Genomic DNA, 17,094 nt, shown 5'->3' with positions numbered 1-17,094 from the left:
CGCCCCACATGCGATACAGCTAAGGGCGCCCCAACACAAAGCGGACCATCGGGTTGCAGATCGACCAGCGTACAGACCGGCCATCCGAGCGTCCCGACGCCGATCCCGCCCCCGGCGCCCCCATTCCCGGCCTGGAGCCGCTCGCCACGATCAAGAGCCGCTGGCCGACCATCATCGGCGGCCTGCTGACGCTGGCGATGCTCGGCGGCCTGGCGCATGAGCTGTTGAGTTCGGGCCTCAAGGGTCTGGAACAGTCCGTGCCGCGCAATCCGCTGTTCTACGGTGCGTTCGCCGCGCTCTATTTCATCCCGCCGCTCGCCGATTTCCTGATCTTCCGTCGGCTCTGGGGCATTCCGGCCGCGGGGCTGATCGCGCTGATCAAGAAGCGGATCGCGAACGACGTGGTCATGGGCTATTCGGGCGAGGCGTATTTCTACGCCTGGGCACGGGCGCGGGCGCATCTCGTTGCAGCGCCGTTCGGCGCGGTCAAGGACGTGTCGATCCTGTCGGCGATCGCGGGCAATGCGGTGACGCTGGCGATGATCGCGATGGCGCTGCCGGTCGGACGCGCGCTGATCCCGCCGGAGATGATGCGCTACGTCTATGGCTCGCTCGTCGTCATCTTCGGTACGTCGCTGCCGTTCCTGATCTTCTCGAAGCGCGTCTTTTCGCTTTCCCGACGTGACCTCTGGTTCGTATTCGTCGTCCATTGCGGGCGGCTGATCGGCGGCGCCCTGTTCCTCGCGATCGCCTGGGCACTGGCGATGCCGACCGTGTCGGTAGGTACGTGGATATTCCTGTCCGCCGGGCGGATGCTGTTCTCACGATTGCCGCTTTTGCCCAACAAGGACCTGCTTTTTGCCAATTTTGCGATCCTGATGATCGGGCAGGATCAGCAATTGTCCGAACTGATCGCGTTCACCGCCGCTGCAGTGCTGCTGGTCCATGCGGTGCTGATCGTAGGGTTCGCGGTCGAATCACTGGTGATGAGGAAACGGCAGGCATGAAGACGGCAGGATTGGCCTCTTGCGCGGCGCTGGCCGCGGCCATGACGGTGCTGGCGCCCGTGCAGGCGTCGGCGCAGGTGATCGGCATGGACGCGGCCGCCTGCACCAGCCGCGAGGGACCGGCCATCCTGGCGAACATCACCGGCCTGAAGGACCGCAAGGGCCGGCTGAAGCTGGAACTCTACCCGGCGAACGAGGACGATTTCCTGAAGGACGATCGCGACCTGGTCGCGCAGGGCAAGACCTTCCGCCGCGTCTGGGTCGAAACGCCGCCGTCGGGTGCCGTCGACATCTGCATCCGCGTGCCGCATCCCGGCCGCTATGCGCTGTTCGCGACCCACGACCGCGACGGCAAGAACAAGTTCAACTTCTTCCAGGACGGCGCCGGTTTTCCCGGCGGCGCGCGGCTCGGCATGTCGCGGCCCAAGTTGCCGCAGGCGCTGATCGAGGTTGGCAACGGCGTTGCGACCACCAATATCCGCATGCAATATTTGCGCGGCCTGGGCGGTTTCGGGCCGATCAAGGGCAACTGAGATGCGGATCGTCGACGTCAACGAGATCTATTCGCCGACCGGCGGCGGCGTGCGGACGTATATCGACCGCAAGATCAGCGTGCTCGCGAGCATGGGGCACGAGCTGATCGTGCTCGCCCCCGGCAAGGAGGATCGGATCGAGCATCGTCCCGGCGGCGGCGCGATCCATTATATCAAGTCGCGCGGCATGCCGTTCGACTCGAACTACGGCCTGTTCTGGGATCCGGCGCCGATCCACGCGCGGCTCGACGCGCTCGACCCCGACGTGGTGGAGAATTGCTCGCCGTGGCGTTCCGCCTGGATCGTACTCAACTGGAAGGGGCGGGCGATCCGGTCCTTCTTCATGCACAACGACAATCTCGAAGCCTATGCCAAGCGCTGGTTCAACCGGCTGGCGTCGGAGGGGCGGATCGAGCGCGCGTTCTCCTGGTATGACCGCTACCTCCAGCGCTTCCTGCGCGAATTCGATACCGTCGTCACGAACGGCCCGGCGCTGACGCGGCAGCTGACCGCGCGCGGCGTGCGCGTCGACACGACCGTGCCGCTGGGTATCGAGCGGACGCCCTTCTCGCCCGCCCTGCGCGACGAGCAGCTGCGCGCCGCGTTGCTCGCGCAATGCGACCTGCCGCCCGACGCGCACCTGCTGCTCGGGGTCGGGCGGCATCATCCGGAAAAGCGCTGGCCGATGGTGATCGACGCGGTGCAGCGTGCGGGCGCGCGCGTGCCCGTCGGCCTCGTCATCCTGGGGCAGGGCATGGATACCAAGACGCTGGAACGCCACATCGGCAGCAGCCCGCACATCCGCCTGTTCCATCCGGTCTACGACCGCGCGCGGCTGGCGAAGATCATGGCGAGCTGCGATGCCTATGTGCACGGCTGCGGCACCGAGACGTTCGGGCTGGTGCCGGCGGAGGCGCTCGCCTGTGGTGCGCCGTTGATCCTGCCCGACAGCGGCGGCGCGGCGGAACTCGCTAATCCGCTGTATACCGAAAGCTTTCGGGAACGTGACGCGGTGTCCTGCGCCGACGCCATCCTGCGCATGTGCGCGCGCGATCCGGCGATCGTCCGCCGCGCCGCCGCCGTTGCGTCGGGCAAGGTGCGCACCGACGAGGCGCATGCCGCCGAACTCGTCGCGCATTACGAAGCGGTGATCGCCGCGAAGGCGGGCGAGGATCAGGCGGCGAGAAGGTCCGCGTAACGCGCCGGCGCGTGGCGGCGGAAGGCGGCGAAGGTCCGCGTGATGCTGTCGAGCAGCGCGGGAACGCGCACGTCGCCCGGATGCACCGCGATCCGCACGGTCGAGAGCGGTTGGAGCAGCGGGCGCAACACCGCCGCGGCGGCGAGCGACGACAGCTGGCGCGGCCGGGAGCGGCTGGCCCAGGTGATCACCGGCCCCTTGGCGAGCGCGCGTCCGTCGGCGGGCACCCAGACGCGCGCGTGATCTTCCGCCAGCGCGAAGCCGGCGTCGGCGAGCGCCGTCTTCGCGCCGTCCGAATAGAGCCAGGCTGGGGCGATGAAGCCGGCCGCCGGGCGGCCGATGATGTCCTCGACCAAGGCCTTGCCGCGGCGCATCCGGTCGAGCGCGTCGGCATGGCTGAGGCCAAGGAACTCGCCCTCGCCCGCGGTCATGTGCTTGCCCTTGAGCGCGGCGACCTTGCCCTGGTGCGGCGTGTCGTCGCGATGGAACCAGCCGTGGACGAACATCTCGACGCCCTCGTCCGCCCAGCCGCGCAGCCGCTGCGCGAAGGCCGGGGTGATCGGCGCGCCGCCCCAGTGGTCGGGCACGACCAGCATCGCCAGCCGCCGTCCGACATGCGGGGCCAGATGATCGAGCAGCCGGTCGACCTCGCCCTCGAACCGGGGCGAGACGTCGTGGATCGAGGCGAGCAGGCGTTTCATCGCGCGCGCTTATAGACGCGGATCGTCTCGTTGCCCATCGGCAGCGCGGCGGTCTGCTGATAGTCCGACGCGAGCGCCGCCGTGATGAAGGCGTGGGCGGCGGGGCGCTCGCCGCCATAGGGTGGGCGCATCACGACCACCGCCGGATGCTGCGCCAGGATGCGCGCGATTTCGGCCTGCTGGTCGACGCCGGTAGCGCCCGCCTCGCGAGCGCGACCGAGATGGGCGGGGACGATGTACTTCGACAGCGCGCACCGCTTGGTGGCGACGTAGAGCATGGTGCTGCCCGAATAGACGTAGAGACAGCCGGGCCCATCGCCTACCGCCTGCGCCAGCGCTGCGAACTGCCGCGCTTCGCCCCGCTCCGCGCGTAGCGCGACGAGGACGATCTGTCCGGCCAGCGCCGCGGTGAGCAGCAGCGCGGGCGTCCGCCATCGCTGCCAGGCGGCGCTGCCAAGCATGCCCGCCGCCGCGGCGCAGGCGGGGATCAGGATCGGCAGGCTGTAATGATCGAACCACGGCCGGAAGGCGAGCACGCTGAGGCACGCCACGCCCAGCCACCAGGCGAGGAATCGCCGCGTCCGATCGTGGTGGCGGTCGGCCGCGCGCGGCGCACGGCGAAGGGCGATGATCGCCAGCGCCACCGGCGGAGAGGTGATGAGGACGATCTGCCCCAGATTGCCCGCCAGCTCCTTCAGCGGGTCGGGGTTGCGGTGGAAGATCGACAGGAAATTGGCATAGGCGAACGCGTCCCACTGCCCGATCGCGGCATAGGCGACGCCGGCGGCGACCGTCGGCAGCAAGGCCAGCGCGATGAGCGCGGCGCCATGGCCGAAAAGCGCCATCGGGCGGCGCGTCGCATGCCATTCGTCGGCGAGCAGCCACAGGCCGAAGAACACGCCCTCCAGCAGCACCGAATATTTGATCTGCAGCGCGATGCCGATCAGCGTCATCGCGATCGCGCCCCGTACGCGCCGGTGGGGCGATGCCGCCGCGCCGAGGATCAGCAGCGCGGCGGCGGCGACGAGCGGGTTGTAGAAGACGGGTGACTGGCCACCCTGTCCGCCGAGCAGGTCGAGCCAGAGGATATAGGCGATGCCGCCCGCCGTCGCGCCGCGCGCGAACCCCGCGCGGGTCGCGAGCCAGGCGACCTGCATCGCGGCCCAGATCGTCGCGCCGAGCGCGAGCAGCTGATAGGCCCAGATGCCGGACGGAAAGCCCAGTCCGGCCGGCACCGCGTAGAGCAGGAAAAGCCCGATCGGCTTCCTGTCCCACACGTCGACGAACGGCAGCTGGCCGTGCCACAGCGCGCTGCCGGTGAAATAATAGAATTCCTCGTCGACATGGACGACCGGATTGCCGAACGTCAGCGCGCGTGCCACCAGGGCGACGAGGACGAGGATCGCGAGCCGGGCGCGCGGATGGGTCAGGGCCGCCATGGCCGGGTCGGTAGCGGCACGGCCACCGCTTGCCAAATACAGATCGATGTCCGGATGTTGCTAGGCGTGCCGCGCGGTGAGCAGGTAATCGAGCGCGGTCGAGCTCGACAGGTCGAACCCCTTGGCGGGGGAGAAGGACAGGCCGGTGACGTCCGTCACCTCGAGCCCGGCGTCGCGCAGCAAAGCGGTCAGTTCGTCGGGCGTGAGGAACTTGTTCCAGTCGTGCGTCCCGCGCGGAATGCGGCCCGTGCCCTCCGCGAGGCCGATGAGGGCGAGGCGCGACAGCGGCGTGCGGTTCGGCGTCGACATGACGAGCAGGCCGTCGTCGGCCAGCGCCGCCGCCAGGCCGCGGACGAAGCCGGCGGGATCGGCGACATGTTCCACCACCTCGAGGCAGGTGACGAGATCATAGCGGCCCGTCTCCGCCTCGATGCCATGCGCGCGATAGGTCACCGCGAGGCCGGACTGGGCGGCATGGGCCTGGGCTACCGCGACATTCTCCGCAGCGGCGTCGAGCCCGGTCACGGTCGCGCCGAGACGGGCGAGCGGTTCGGCGAGAAGGCCGGCGCCGCAGCCGACGTCGAGCGCCGTCTTGCCCGCGAGCGGGGCGAAGCTGGTGTCGTCGCCATCCCAGTGCAGGTCGATCGCCGCACGGATGTAGCGCAGCCGTACCGGGTTGAGCCTGTGCAGCATCGCCGACGAACCCTTGGGATCCCACCATTCGGCGGCCATGCGGCCGAAATGCGCGGCCTCGCGCGGGTCGATCGTGGTGATCGCTTTAGCCCTGTCGATGCCGTCGTTCGTGCTGCTTGCGCTTGCCATGGGCGCTACCTATCAGGGCGCACCCATTCACCCAAGGAGTTTGGCAGACGACGATGGCGCGGATCGTGATGAAGTTCGGCGGCACCTCCATGGCCGGGATCGAGCGCATCCGGAGCGTCGCCGCGCGCGTCAAACGCGAGGTGGCGGCGGGCAACGAGGTCGCGGTCGTCGTCTCCGCCATGGCGGGCGAGACCGACCGGCTGGTCGGCTTCTGTCGCGAGGCGTCGTCGCTCTACGATCCGTGCGAATATGACGTCGTCGTCTCGGCGGGCGAACAGATCACCAGCGGGCTGCTCGCCATCGCGCTGCAGGCGGCGGGCGTGCAGGCGCGCTCCTGGCTGGGATGGCAGCTGCCGATCCACACCGACGATGCGCATGCCAAGGCGCGGATCGGCGGGATCGAGACCGACGCGCTGATCGCGAGCATGGCGGCGGGCGAGGTCGCGGTGATCCCCGGCTTCCAGGGATTGGCGGAGGATCGCCGCGTGACGACGCTGGGCCGGGGCGGCTCGGATACGTCGGCGGTCGCGGTGGCGGCGGCCGTGCGGGCCGACCGGTGCGACATCTATACGGATGTCGACGGCGTCTACACCACCGATCCGCGCATCGTCCCGCGCGCACGCAAGCTCGCCAAGGTGACCTATGAGGAGATGCTGGAACTCGCCAGCGTCGGCGCGAAGGTGCTCCAGACCCGTTCGGTCGGGCTGGCGATGAAGGAACAGGTCCGCGTCCAGGTGCTCTCGTCGTTCACCGGCGACGACGCGCCGATGGCGGAGACGTTGCCGGGGACGATGATCGTCGGCGAAGAGGAGATAGAAGACGTGGAACGCCAGCTGATCACCGGCATCGCGCACGACAAGAACGAGGCGAAGATCACCCTGACCAGCGTGCCCGACAAGCCGGGCGCGGTGGCGGCGATCTTCGAGCCGTTGGCGAACGCGAACATCAACGTCGACATGATCATCCAGAACATCGCGCACAACCATGGGTCGACCGACGTCACCTTCACCGTGCCCTCGGCCGATCTGGCGCGCAGCCTCGAATCGCTCAACCAGGCGCGCGAGGCGATCGGCTTCGGCGAACTGGTCCACGACACGCGCGTCGCCAAGATCTCCGTCGTCGGCGTCGGCATGCGCAGCCACGCCGGCGTCGCGAGCACGATGTTCACCGTGCTTGGCCAGCGCGGGATCAACATTCAGGCGATCTCGACCAGCGAGATCAAGGTCAGCGTGCTGATCCACGAGGACGAGACCGAACTCGCGGTGCGCGTGCTGCACACCGCCTACGGGCTCGACGCCGAGGCGGCATAGGCTTCCTTTGCCCTCCCGCTTGCGGGAGGGGCCGGGGACGGGCATGGCGCATCGCATGACAGTCTCCGTCTCCGAAACGGCCGATCGGGCCGACCATCGCGCTCTTATGTCCAGCGGCCATCAGCGGCTCGACCGTCGCATGGCGCGGGGCGCCGCGTTCCTGGGCAGCGAGGTCGCGATCATGGCCGGCGCGATGTCCTGGGTCAGCGAGCGCAACCTCGTCGCCGCCATGTCCAATGCCGGCGGCTTCGGCGTGATCGCCTGCGGCGCCATGACGCCGGACCTGCTCGATGCGGAGATCGCGGGCACCAGGGCGCTGACCGACAAGCCGTTTGGCGTCAACCTGATCACCATGCACCCCGCGCTGTTCGACCTGATCGCGGTGTGCGCCAAGCACCGGGTCGGCCATGTCGTCCTCGCCGGCGGCCTGCCGCCCAAGGGCTCGCTGGAGGCGATCAAGGCGATGGGCGCCAAGGCGATATGCTTCGCCCCGACGCTCGCCCTCGCCAAGAAGCTGATCCGGTCGGGCGTCGATGCGTTGGTCATCGAGGGCATGGAGGCCGGCGGCCATATCGGTCCCGTCTCCACCAGCGTGCTCGCGCAGGAGATGCTGCCCGAGATCGCGGCGGACGTGCCGGTGTTCGTCGCCGGCGGCATCGGCCGTGGCGAGGCGATCGCGGGCTATCTCGACATGGGCGCGGCGGGCGTCCAGCTCGGCACGCGCTTCGTCTGCGCGACCGAATCGATCGCGCACCCCAATTTCAAGAAGGCGTTCATCCGCGCCTCCGCGCGCGACGCGGTGGCGAGCGTGCAGATCGATCCGCGCCTGCCCGTGATCCCCGTGCGTGCGCTCAAGAATGCCGGCGGCGAGCTGTTCACCGCCAAGCAGCGCGAGGTCGCGCAGAGCCTGGACGAAGGCCGCGTCGCGATGGCCGAGGCGCAGTTGCAGATCGAACATTACTGGGCAGGTGCGCTGCGCCGCGCGGTGATCGAGGGCGACGTCGAGCACGGTAGCGTCATGGCGGGCCAGTCGGTCGGCATGGTGACGAAGGAGGAGCCGCTTGCCGACATCATCGCGTCGCTGATGGCGGAAGCGGCGGCGGCGTTCGAGGCGCGGGCGGCCTGACGCATCCCTCGTCCGGTCCCGCGTGCGCGCGTCCATGCCCGCCGTGCGACCGGACGAGCGTCGGTTCGCCGCGGTGATTACCTGACGTTAACCATCGCGCGGCCAAGCTTGCCTCCATCAGCCGGGGGGCAGGAAGGACGCCGGAGCCATGCGCCGCTCGATTGCCATCTCCATGACCGTGCTGGCGCTGACCGCCGGCTGTGCCACCCGCCGCGCCGTGCAGGCGCCCGCCGTCGTCGCGACCCTGCCGCCGCCAGTGGCGGTTGCCGCGGTGCCGATGCCGAAGGGCGCATATCCCGGAATGCCGGTACCCGCGCTGCTCGCCGACGGCCGATACGCCACCCCCAATCGCGATCTCACGCAGGCCGGAACCGTCTGGCACCTGCGGGCCGCGCTCAACGTCGCGGCGCTGGCCTGTCGCGGCGCGGATGCCGGCGCGATCGTCGCCGATTACAATGCATTGCTGACCACGCAGAAGCTGCCGCTCGCCGACGCGCAGAAACGCTATGCGGCCGAATGGAAAGCTGCCGGCGGCGATTGGCAGGACCGATATGATGATGCGATGACGCGGCTGTACAATTTCTTCTCGCAATCACCCGCGCGCGACGGTTTCTGCCGCGCCGCCGCCGCGACGCTGGCCGATTCGCAGACGGTGACGGCCGCCGAATTGCCCGCCTTCGCCGCAGGGCGGCTGGCGGTGCTCGAAAAGCCCTTCACCGACTTCTACGCCGCTTATGATGGCTGGCGGAAGGATCGCGCCCGCCTCGACCAGCTGGCCATGGCGACCATGCCGGTGCCGGCGAATGTCGTCGCAGTGCAGGCGGTGCCGGCCGCGACCCCCGCCGTGCGCCCGCGCTTGACGGTCGACGTCCGCGCCTTGCTCGACACCGCTGTCGCTCACTGATCGTCGGCGAGGCGGAAGATCGCCTCGACCGGCCGCCCGAGCACGCGCGCCAGTCGCAGCGCGAGCGTGGTGGACGGCACGAAGACGCCGTTCTCGACCGTATTGATCGTCTTGCGGCTGACGCCCGCGCGTTCGGCCAGCCCTGCCTGCGTCAGGCCCAGCCGCTCGCGTTCGTCCTTCAGGCTGTTGAGCAGCTCGCTCATCGCGCCGCCCGCAGCTCTTGCGTCGCAAAGCTGGACAGCGCCACCACCATGGCGGCCGTGATGATCAGCTTGGCGGCGTCGACCGCGCCGACCGTGCGATAGGATGCGACGATCGCCAGCACTGCCCCGGACAGGATGGCGGCCCAGAAGCCCGCCGCGAGGGCCTTGATGCGGTGCGCGCCGGTCGCCTCGTCGTCCATGAAGGCGGCAAGCGGGTGACGCGTCAGGCGGGCGATCGGCAGCAAATTGCACAGCGTCAGCGCGATCATCACCAGCCAAGACCCGAGGACGACCGCCTTGGATGCCGGATCACCGTCCCTCTCCAACGGGAGCAGCGGCAGAAGGACGTTCACCGTCAATATGCCGCCCATCATGTAGAAGAGCACCGCGCGTGCCCGCCCCTTGCGCTCCGCCCTTTCGACCATTGTCATCATTCTGCTCCCGCGTTCGGATTGCGCGTGCCGGCGGCGCTCATCGCGCCGCCCGCAGTTCGAGCGTGGCGAAGCTGACCATCGCCGCGAACAGCGCCGCGGTGGCGACGACGCGCGATACGTCATAGGCCGACAGCATTCCGTCATGCGCGAAGGGCGCGGTGCCCAGCGCCGACGCCAGGCCGGCCCAGAACCCGGCCACGCAGCTCATGCGGCGATGCTCGCGCACCACCTCGTCCTCCAGCAGGCGGTTGATCGGGCTGTCCGGCTTCAGCCAGCGCCGCCAGGGCAGCAGTGTCACGGCGCAGACGAGCGCCACGCCCAGCCAGAAGCCGTCGACGAAATCGCGTTGCAATACGGTCATGCCGATCAGCTCCGACAGCAGCAGTACCGCCCCGAGCACGTACAGCATCACCGCCCACGCCCGGCTCTTGCGTTCGGCCAATTCGATCGAGTCCATGATCGCACCCTCCTGTAACCTGCGGGTTACATGTAACCCATGCGTTACATCCGTCAAGCGCTTTCCGTCGCGTCACGCGCGGCAACGGGCTTCCCCGAGTCGCGCGGTTAGGTTAACGGCGCTTGCCTATGCGGGAGGACAGCATCGACCAGCCGACGGCGGGACGGTTCGAGGGGCGCGAGCACCTGTTCCCGGTGCGCGTCTATTTCGAGGACACCGACCTTTCGGGCGTGGTCTACCACGCCAATTACCTGCGCTTCATGGAGCGCGCGCGCTCCGCGATGCTGCGGCTGGCGGGGATCGATCAGCGCGCCGTGTTCGATGCGGGCGAGGGCGCCTATGCCGTCGCCGATCTCGCCATCCGCTATCGCGCGCCCGCGCATCTCGACGACGCGCTGCTGGTGGTCAGCCGCGTGATGTCCGTGCGCGCGGCCAGCGTCGTCATTCATCAGACAGTCAGGCGCGGTCCGCTTGTTCTGACGGAGGCGGAGGTGACGGCGGCGCTCGTCGCCGCGAACGGCCGCCCCCGTCGCCAGCCGGCCGCGTGGACGGACATCTATCAACGCCTGGTGTGGCAGGGGACCAACGAATGAATCCGGTGTTCAACATGGATGCGGCGACCCTGTCGCCCGTCGCCCTGTTCCTGCAGGCCGACGTCGTCGTGAAGGTGGTGATGGCGGGGCTGCTCGTCGCCAGCATCTGGACCTGGACGCTGATCGTCGCCTTCTGGCGGCGGCTGGGGCGTATCCGCAAGGGCATGGCGCGGTTCGAACGCGATTTCTGGAAGGCGGAGGATATCGACGCCTTCTACAAGGCGGAGGCGGATCAGGATCTTCCGTCCGCCAAGGTCTTCGCCGCCGGCGTCAAGGAATGGCGCCGGTCGACCGCGGGCGGCAGCATCGACAAGGGCGGCACCCGCGAACGGCTGGCGACTGCGATGGGCGCGGCGGCGGCGGGCGAGATCGACCGGATCAGCGACAAGCTGAACATCCTCGCGACGATCGGCTCGGTCGCGCCCTTCGTCGGCCTCTTCGGCACCGTCTGGGGCATCATGCGCAGCTTCACCGGCATCGCACAGGCGCAGAATTCCTCGCTGGCGGTCGTCGCGCCCGGGATCGCCGAGGCGCTGTTCGCGACCGCCATCGGCCTGTTCGCGGCGATACCGGCGGTGATCGCCTACAATCGCTTCAGCCATGGCGTGAACCGGATCGAGGCGGCGCTGGGCCGCTTCGCCGACGGCTTCCACACGACACTCAGCCGCCAGCTGGACTCGGGCCGGTAAGGGAGCGCGCGCCATGGCGATGAACCTTCCCTCGCAGCGCGGACGTGGACGCCGGGCGCCGGTGGCGGACATCAACGTCACCCCTTTGGTCGACGTGATGCTGGTGCTGCTGATCATCTTCATGGTCACCGCGCCGCTGCTCACGGCGGGCGTCCCGGTCAACCTGCCCGACAGCCGCGCCAAGGCGCTGGATCAGGACCAGAAGCCGGTGCAGATTTCGCTCGATTCGCAAGGGCGGCTGTACATCGACGACCAGGAAGTCGCCGAGGACGCGCTGCCGCAGCGGCTCGAAGCGATCGCGGCCAAGACGGAGGCCGGAGGCCAGCCGCCGCAGATATTCCTGCGCGCCGACCGCGCGCTCGATTATGGCCGCGTGATGCGGGTGATGGGCGAGCTGAACCGGGCAGGGCTGAATCGCGTATCGCTGTTGACCGTCGAAGGCGCCGGTGAGGGCGGCGGGACGCGCTGATGGATCGGGCGGAGAAAATCGGCCTTGGTGTGGCGGTCGTCGGGCATGTCGTGCTCCTCGGCCTGCTGTCGGTCGGTTTCCTCGCCACGCCCAATCCGGCGAAGCTCCAGCAGACGCCGATGGAGGTCAGCCTGGTCAAGGACGTCGCGCTGGAGGCGACCGCGCCACAGGCGGTGACTCCGCCGGCGCAATCCAGGGCGCCCGACACCGGCGAGCCCGAGGATGCGGCACCGCCTGCGGCGGCCGAGCCGGAGCCGGCGGCGGAGCCCGAACCCGCGCCGCCCGAACCCAAGCCCGCGCCGCCGAAGCCCCAGCCCAGGCCGGAACCGAAGCCCGAGCCCAAGCCCGCGCCGGCCAAGCCCCAGCCGAAGCCCAAGCCGGCCCCGGTCAAGCCGAAGCCCGAACCCAAGCCGAAGCCCGAGGCGGCGGAGCAACCGGCCAAGCCGACGCCCAAGCCGAGCAAGCCCGCCGCCAAGCCGAGAGCGGAAGCGAAGCCGGCCGATCGTCCAGCGCCGTCGAAGCCGGCGGCCAAGCCGCAAGCCGCAGCCAGGCCTGCCGCCAAGGCGGGTCGCGGCAGCGATGAGGCGAGCAAGGCCGAGCGTCCTCGCGGCTCGCGGCTCGGCAGCGACTTCCTGAAGGGCCTGACCAGCGAGGCGTCGACGAGCACGTCGCCCGCGCCCAAGGCAGCGAAGATCGACGCGCGAGCGATGGCGGGGATCGAGGACGCCATCAAGCGCCAGATCCAGCCGTGCGCGGACCGGCAGGCGACCACGGGCATGCCCGGGGCAAATTCCATCGTGTCCGTCCTCAATCTGCGACTCAATCAGGACGGTTCGCTCGCGGCGACCCCGCGGATGGTGCGCCAGACCGGCGTCACCGACGAAAACGATCGGTACAAGCAGCGGGTGATCGATCTCGGCATCGCTGCCCTGAAGGCATGTTCGCCACTGAAGCTCCCGGCCGAATATTATTCGACGCCCACCGGCGGCTGGAATAACATCAACTTCCATTGGACGATCCGGTGATGGCCCAAGGGCATCCTCCGGCCGTTCGCCGTGCGTCCGTCGACGGGCTTTCCTCCTCTTCGCGTGGAAGGGCGAGGCTTCGACACGCTCGGCGCGGATCTGGCGCGGATGCAGCAGGAAAGCCCGGACCCGCCGGACGTGATACAGGCCGGAATGCCAACAGGAACATGCGCATGATTGGAAAAGTCTTCGCGGCGCTGGCCGCCACCGCGGCCCTGTCGGCCCTTGCTGTTCCGGCAGCGGCGCAGACGGCACCCGCCTCCACGCCGCCGTCGCAGCAGCAGCCGGCGGGCCAGCCGCAGGATCAGAACGCCGCCCCGCTCGAAGTGTCCGTGACCGGCGGCGTGTCCGAGCCGATGCCGATCGCCATCCCCGTGATGCCGACCGCGCAGGTGGTCGACACGCCGGCGGGATCGACCGACGTGCTCGGCCGCCAGCTGGCCGACATCGTCGCGAACGACCTGAGGAATTCGGGCCTTTTCACCCCGCTCGCGCCGGGCAAGCTGCGACCGGTCGGCTTCCAGGAGGTCAATGCGCCGGCGTTCGACTATTGGGGCGGCACGGGCGCGCAGGCGCTGGTCCAGGGTTTCGTACGCGCCGGTGCTGACGGCAATCTGACGGTCGGCTGCTACCTGTACGACGTCTTCTCCAAGGTCGAGCTGACGCGCACCGGCTTCGTCGTGCCGCCGGCCGACTGGCGTCGCGCGGGGCACAAATGTGCCGACATGGTCTATGCGCGCCTGACCGGCGAGGGCCCCTATTTCGACAGCCGCATCGTCTACGTCTCCGAAACGGGGCCGAAGGCGAAGCGGATCAAGCGGCTGGCGATCATGGACCAGGACGGCTTCAACCACCGCTTCCTGACCAACGGCCAGGCGATCGTGCTGACGCCGCGGTTCGCACCGAACCAGCAGTCGATCGTCTACATGAGCTACGAGGACAACCGGCCGTCGATCTACGTCTACGACCTGGGCTCGGGCCGGCCGCGCCGGATCGTGCAGAACGTGTCGCTCACCTTCGCGCCGCGTTTCTCGCCGGACGGTCGCTGGATCCTGTTCTCGATGGCGCAGGGCGGCAACACCGACATCTACCGCGTCGCGGCGAGCGGCGGCACGCCGCAACGGCTGACGACCTCGCCCGGCATCGACACCGGCGGCAGCTATTCGCCCGACGGATCGAGGATCGTGTTCGAGAGCGACCGCTCCGGCGGACAGCAGCTCTACGTGATGAACGCCGACGGGTCGAACCAGCATCGCATCAGCTTCGGCGGCGGCCGCTACGGCACGCCGGTGTGGAGTCCGCGCGGCGACCTCATCGCCTTCACCAAATTGGGTGGCGCGTTCCGGATCGGCATCATGGCGCCGGACGGGTCGGGCGAGAAGCTGCTCACCAACAGCTGGCAGGACGAGGGGCCGAGCTGGTCGCCGAACGGCCGCGCCATCACCTTCTTCCGCTCGACGCAGGGCGGATCGGGCAAGGCGGATCTGTGGATGGTCGACCTGACGGGTCAGGTCGAACGCAAGATCCCGACGCCGCTCGACGGCTCGGATCCGGCCTGGGGGCCGATCAGGCCGTGACGCCGAATTGGGGGCGTTTCGGGGGCGGGACGATTCTTAGGGAGATACGATGATGGCCAAGCTTTCCACGACGCTGATGACCGCTGCGGCGATGCTGTCGCTCGCCGCCTGCGCGCACAAGCCGAAGCAGCTGCCGCCGCCGCCGGTCGACAACACCGGCGGGATGAACACCGGCAACTTGCCGCCGTCGAACAATGGCCAGGTCGGCGACGCGACGGTGCCGGGCTCCGACGCGGATTTCCGCCGCTCGGTCAGCTCGAACACGGTGCATTTCGGGCTCGACATGTACGACATCGATCCGGAAGCACGGACGATCCTCGACACGCAGGCACAGTGGCTGGCGAGCCACCCGAACGTCCGCGCGACGATCGAGGGCCATTGCGACGAGCGCGGCACGCGCGAATACAATCTGGCGCTCGGCGATCGTCGCGCCAATGCGGCCAAGAACTATCTGGTCGCCAAGGGGATCGACCCGTCGCGCCTGACCACGATCAGTTACGGCAAGGAGCGCCCCGTCGCGCTCGGGTCCGACGACGCCTCCTGGGCGCAGAACCGGCGCGCCGTGACCGTCGTGGTCGGCTGAATTCAGCCGCGGGCGAGGCGCTCCAGCGCTTCGCCCGTCACGCGCTGGATCGTCCATTCCTCCATGCCGACCGCACCCATCGCCCGGTAGAAGGCGATGGCGTCGGCGTTCCAGTCGAGCACCGACCATTCGAATCGCGCGCAGCCCCGCGCCACCGCTTCCTGCGCGAGATGGCGGAGCAGGGCCGTGCCGATACCTTTGCCCCGCGCGGCGGGCGTGACGTATAGATCCTCCAGGTAGAGGCCGCGCTTCCCCGTCCAGGTCGAGAAATTGTGGAAGAAGAGCGCGAAGCCGAGCACGGCGTCGTCCTCCTGCGCGATCACGGCCTCGGCGGCGGGTCGTGGCCCGAACAGCGCGGCATGCAGGTCCGTCTCGCTCGCGGTGACGGCATCGGGCTCGCGCTCGAAGGCTGCCAGTTCGCGGACGAGGTGGAGGATCGTGGGTATGTCGGCGGATGTGGCGGGTCGGATCATGCGGAAGCCTCGGTCTGCGGGGCGGGGAAGGGGCGGCGCACGGCGACGATACAGCCCGCGATGATCAGTGCCGCTCCCGCCACCGTCCATGCCGAGACGACCTCGGCGAAAACGAACCAGCCGAACAGCGCCGACCAGACGAAGGCGGTATATTCCACCGGCGCGAGTACCTGCGCCTCCGCCCGCGCATAGGCCCAGGCGAGCGCGACCGCCGACGCCGAACCGAGCAGCGCCGCGACGAGGATTTCGGGCCATTGTCCGGTCGCGGGCATGCTGCCGAACCAGGGCGCGCCGACGAGCAGCAGCAGGCTCAGCACGACGCTGGTGAACAGCGCGACTTCCAGCGGGTCCGCCACCTGCGCCTGGCGACGCAACAGGATCAGGCTACCCGCGTAGAGGATGCTCGCCGCGACCACCGCCACGCTCCCGAGTACCGCGTCCTGCGACGCGCGCGCCTGGACCTCGCCCATCGCGATGGCGAGGACGCCGAGACTGGCGACAAGGGAACCACCGATCGCGGCGCGCCTGATCCGCTCGCCCAGGGTGAGCGCGGCGAGGAACAGCGCGATGAGCGGCGCGAGGAAGGTCAGCGCGACGCCCTGCGCCATCGGCACGCGCACCAGACCCCAGAAGAACAGCAGCACCGACGCGCCCGCGACCGAGCCACGTGCCGCATGAAGCTTCAGCGCCGCGCGCGTCGGCCAGGGACGGCGCCGGAGGAGGAACACCGGCAGCATCAGCGCCACCCCCGCGATCGAGCGCCACAACACGGCATCGTAAGCGCCGCTGGTGATGGACAGCCCCTTCATCAGCGCGTCCATCGCCGAATAGACCGCGATTCCCCCGGCGGCGACGCCGAAGGCGAGAAGGGGCGATGCGGCGCGGGTCACCGGATCAGCCGGATGTCGATATCGAGTTCGACCTCCGCGAGACGGCGATCGCTCGTATAGACGGGCAGGCGGTAGAGAAGACCCAGCGCCAGACACGCCCGATCGCCGAGCGACGCGCCCTGCGCGCGGGTCGGCTCCCGCAGCCGTGCCGCCTCGAGCGCCATGGGCAGATCGAAGGGGACGACCGCGATCTCGTAGCTACCGAGGATAGCCAGCACCGCCTCGGCGCTCGCGCCGCGTTCCACCCCGCGTGCGCAGCATTCGGCGACGTTGACGGTCGACATCCGGCTGCCCCGGACGATCCCGGCAACGATGTCTGCCCCCGTTTCGCCGAGCATCAGCGCCATCACCGCGGATGCATCGACGACCGCGCTCATTCCTCGCCCCAGTCGGCGCGTCGTTCCCTCAGAAACGTATCGACCGTATAATCCTCACCGAAGATGGCGCGCGCCTTGGCCTGCGCGTTGCGGACCGACTGATCGAACGTCATCAATCTGACGCCACCATCATCCGTGCGGTCGACGACCAGCGAATCGCCGTCCTTGATGCCGAGTTCGCGGCGGATATCCGCCGGAATCACCACCTTGCCGCCCGCGATCACCTTGGCATGATAGGTCATGTCGAAACCTCCAGTACCTGTGTCATAGCACAGGTACCAAGA

The 17,094-nt window shown here is 69.0% G+C and carries 22 protein-coding genes; 12 read left to right on the top strand and 10 right to left on the bottom strand.

What is annotated here, in order from left to right; genetic code table 11:
- The first annotated feature begins 53 nt into the window (after positions 1 to 53).
- The 3 genes from IQ292_RS16360 to IQ292_RS16350 are packed head-to-tail and all read left to right on the top strand — an operon-like array spanning position 54 to position 2,738.
- Positions 54 to 1,007: a hypothetical protein gene (locus IQ292_RS16360; RefSeq protein WP_238941187.1), complete on the top strand. Its 954-nt coding sequence runs from the start codon at positions 54 to 56 to the stop codon at positions 1,005 to 1,007.
- Positions 1,004 to 1,540 carry a DUF2141 domain-containing protein gene (locus IQ292_RS16355; RefSeq protein WP_203311399.1) on the top strand — a complete coding sequence of 179 codons (537 nt, stop codon included), beginning with the start codon at positions 1,004 to 1,006 and terminating at the stop codon, positions 1,538 to 1,540. Before IQ292_RS16360 ends, IQ292_RS16355 begins: the two co-directional genes overlap by 4 nt.
- A gap of 1 nt (position 1,541) precedes the next feature.
- On the top strand, positions 1,542 to 2,738 hold the full coding sequence (locus IQ292_RS16350) for a glycosyltransferase (RefSeq protein ID WP_203311398.1): 1,197 nt from the start codon (positions 1,542 to 1,544) through the stop codon (positions 2,736 to 2,738).
- Here IQ292_RS16350 and IQ292_RS16345 read toward each other — a convergent pair.
- The 3 genes from IQ292_RS16345 to ubiG are packed head-to-tail and all read right to left on the bottom strand — an operon-like array spanning position 2,714 to position 5,700.
- Positions 2,714 to 3,439, bottom strand: coding sequence for a DUF2334 domain-containing protein (locus IQ292_RS16345; RefSeq protein ID WP_203311397.1), 726 nt, complete (start codon positions 3,437 to 3,439; stop codon positions 2,714 to 2,716). The two genes, IQ292_RS16350 and IQ292_RS16345, sit on opposite strands and share 25 nt — an antisense overlap.
- Positions 3,436 to 4,878 carry a hypothetical protein gene (locus IQ292_RS16340; RefSeq protein ID WP_203311396.1) on the bottom strand — a complete coding sequence of 481 codons (1,443 nt, stop codon included), beginning with the start codon at positions 4,876 to 4,878 and terminating at the stop codon, positions 3,436 to 3,438. Before IQ292_RS16340 ends, IQ292_RS16345 begins: the two co-directional genes overlap by 4 nt.
- Positions 4,879 to 4,938: 60 nt before the next feature.
- Entirely contained in the window at positions 4,939 to 5,700 is a 762-nt protein-coding gene (ubiG, locus tag IQ292_RS16335) for a bifunctional 2-polyprenyl-6-hydroxyphenol methylase/3-demethylubiquinol 3-O-methyltransferase UbiG (protein ID WP_203311395.1), read from the bottom strand.
- 53 nt (positions 5,701 to 5,753) lie between these two features.
- Between ubiG and IQ292_RS16330 the strand changes: the two genes are divergently transcribed.
- From IQ292_RS16330 to IQ292_RS16320, 3 genes are all read left to right on the top strand, one after another.
- Entirely contained in the window at positions 5,754 to 7,010 is a 1,257-nt protein-coding gene (locus IQ292_RS16330) for an aspartate kinase (protein ID WP_203311394.1), read from the top strand.
- Between the two features lie 106 nt (positions 7,011 to 7,116).
- Entirely contained in the window at positions 7,117 to 8,136 is a 1,020-nt protein-coding gene (locus tag IQ292_RS16325) for an NAD(P)H-dependent flavin oxidoreductase (protein ID WP_203311430.1), read from the top strand.
- A 148-nt stretch (positions 8,137 to 8,284) separates the two neighbouring features.
- Positions 8,285 to 9,040: a hypothetical protein gene (locus IQ292_RS16320; RefSeq protein WP_203311393.1), complete on the top strand. Its 756-nt coding sequence runs from the start codon at positions 8,285 to 8,287 to the stop codon at positions 9,038 to 9,040.
- Here IQ292_RS16320 and IQ292_RS16315 read toward each other — a convergent pair.
- From IQ292_RS16315 to IQ292_RS16305, 3 genes are read right to left on the bottom strand one after another with little or no spacing between them, the layout of a single operon-like run.
- On the bottom strand, positions 9,034 to 9,243 hold the full coding sequence (locus IQ292_RS16315) for a helix-turn-helix transcriptional regulator (RefSeq protein ID WP_203311392.1): 210 nt from the start codon (positions 9,241 to 9,243) through the stop codon (positions 9,034 to 9,036). The two genes, IQ292_RS16320 and IQ292_RS16315, sit on opposite strands and share 7 nt — an antisense overlap.
- Positions 9,240 to 9,674, bottom strand: a complete 435-nt coding sequence (locus IQ292_RS16310) for a hypothetical protein (RefSeq protein WP_203311391.1) — start codon at positions 9,672 to 9,674, stop codon at positions 9,240 to 9,242. The genes IQ292_RS16315 and IQ292_RS16310 overlap by 4 nt, the downstream gene beginning before the upstream one ends.
- A gap of 40 nt (positions 9,675 to 9,714) precedes the next feature.
- Positions 9,715 to 10,134: a hypothetical protein gene (locus IQ292_RS16305; protein ID WP_203311390.1), complete on the bottom strand. Its 420-nt coding sequence runs from the start codon at positions 10,132 to 10,134 to the stop codon at positions 9,715 to 9,717.
- A 128-nt stretch (positions 10,135 to 10,262) separates the two neighbouring features.
- On the opposite strand from IQ292_RS16305, the gene IQ292_RS16300 reads away from it, so the two are divergent.
- The 6 genes from IQ292_RS16300 to pal all read left to right on the top strand — a co-directional run bounded on the left by IQ292_RS16300 (position 10,263) and on the right by pal (position 15,070).
- Complete coding sequence (locus IQ292_RS16300; protein ID WP_203311389.1) at positions 10,263 to 10,727, top strand: YbgC/FadM family acyl-CoA thioesterase; 465 nt, start codon at positions 10,263 to 10,265, stop codon at positions 10,725 to 10,727.
- Positions 10,724 to 11,416 carry a protein TolQ gene (gene tolQ, locus IQ292_RS16295; protein WP_203311388.1) on the top strand — a complete coding sequence of 231 codons (693 nt, stop codon included), beginning with the start codon at positions 10,724 to 10,726 and terminating at the stop codon, positions 11,414 to 11,416. Before IQ292_RS16300 ends, tolQ begins: the two co-directional genes overlap by 4 nt.
- A gap of 13 nt (positions 11,417 to 11,429) precedes the next feature.
- Positions 11,430 to 11,885: a protein TolR gene (gene tolR, locus IQ292_RS16290; protein WP_203311387.1), complete on the top strand. Its 456-nt coding sequence runs from the start codon at positions 11,430 to 11,432 to the stop codon at positions 11,883 to 11,885.
- Positions 11,885 to 12,910 (top strand): cell envelope biogenesis protein TolA, encoded by a 1,026-nt coding sequence (locus IQ292_RS16285; protein ID WP_203311386.1) that lies wholly within the window; start codon positions 11,885 to 11,887, stop codon positions 12,908 to 12,910. The genes tolR and IQ292_RS16285 overlap by 1 nt, the downstream gene beginning before the upstream one ends.
- A gap of 167 nt (positions 12,911 to 13,077) precedes the next feature.
- A complete protein-coding gene (gene tolB, locus IQ292_RS16280; protein ID WP_203311385.1) occupies positions 13,078 to 14,487 on the top strand; it encodes a Tol-Pal system beta propeller repeat protein TolB in 1,410 nt (469 codons plus the stop codon).
- A 52-nt stretch (positions 14,488 to 14,539) separates the two neighbouring features.
- Positions 14,540 to 15,070 carry a peptidoglycan-associated lipoprotein Pal gene (gene pal / locus IQ292_RS16275; RefSeq protein ID WP_203311384.1) on the top strand — a complete coding sequence of 177 codons (531 nt, stop codon included), beginning with the start codon at positions 14,540 to 14,542 and terminating at the stop codon, positions 15,068 to 15,070.
- Positions 15,071 to 15,072: 2 nt separating this feature from the next.
- Here the strand turns inward: pal and IQ292_RS16270 are convergent, their stop codons facing one another.
- Genes IQ292_RS16270 through IQ292_RS16255 form a run of 4 tightly spaced genes read right to left on the bottom strand, consistent with a single transcriptional unit; the run spans position 15,073 to position 17,052 of the window.
- Positions 15,073 to 15,543, bottom strand: a complete 471-nt coding sequence (locus IQ292_RS16270; RefSeq protein ID WP_203311383.1) for a GNAT family N-acetyltransferase — start codon at positions 15,541 to 15,543, stop codon at positions 15,073 to 15,075.
- Positions 15,540 to 16,433, bottom strand: coding sequence for a DMT family transporter (locus tag IQ292_RS16265; RefSeq protein WP_203311382.1), 894 nt, complete (start codon positions 16,431 to 16,433; stop codon positions 15,540 to 15,542). Before IQ292_RS16265 ends, IQ292_RS16270 begins: the two co-directional genes overlap by 4 nt.
- Positions 16,430 to 16,810 carry a type II toxin-antitoxin system VapC family toxin gene (locus IQ292_RS16260; protein WP_203311381.1) on the bottom strand — a complete coding sequence of 127 codons (381 nt, stop codon included), beginning with the start codon at positions 16,808 to 16,810 and terminating at the stop codon, positions 16,430 to 16,432. Before IQ292_RS16260 ends, IQ292_RS16265 begins: the two co-directional genes overlap by 4 nt.
- A complete protein-coding gene (locus tag IQ292_RS16255; RefSeq protein WP_203311380.1) occupies positions 16,807 to 17,052 on the bottom strand; it encodes an AbrB/MazE/SpoVT family DNA-binding domain-containing protein in 246 nt (81 codons plus the stop codon). Before IQ292_RS16255 ends, IQ292_RS16260 begins: the two co-directional genes overlap by 4 nt.
- Positions 17,053 to 17,094: the final 42 nt, after the last annotated feature.

The organism is Sphingomonas beigongshangi, assembly GCF_016820445.1.
Classification (GTDB): domain Bacteria; phylum Pseudomonadota; class Alphaproteobacteria; order Sphingomonadales; family Sphingomonadaceae; genus Sphingomonas; species Sphingomonas beigongshangi.
Note: the sequence above shows the minus strand (reverse complement) of the source record. Positions and strands in the feature narration are given on the sequence as shown.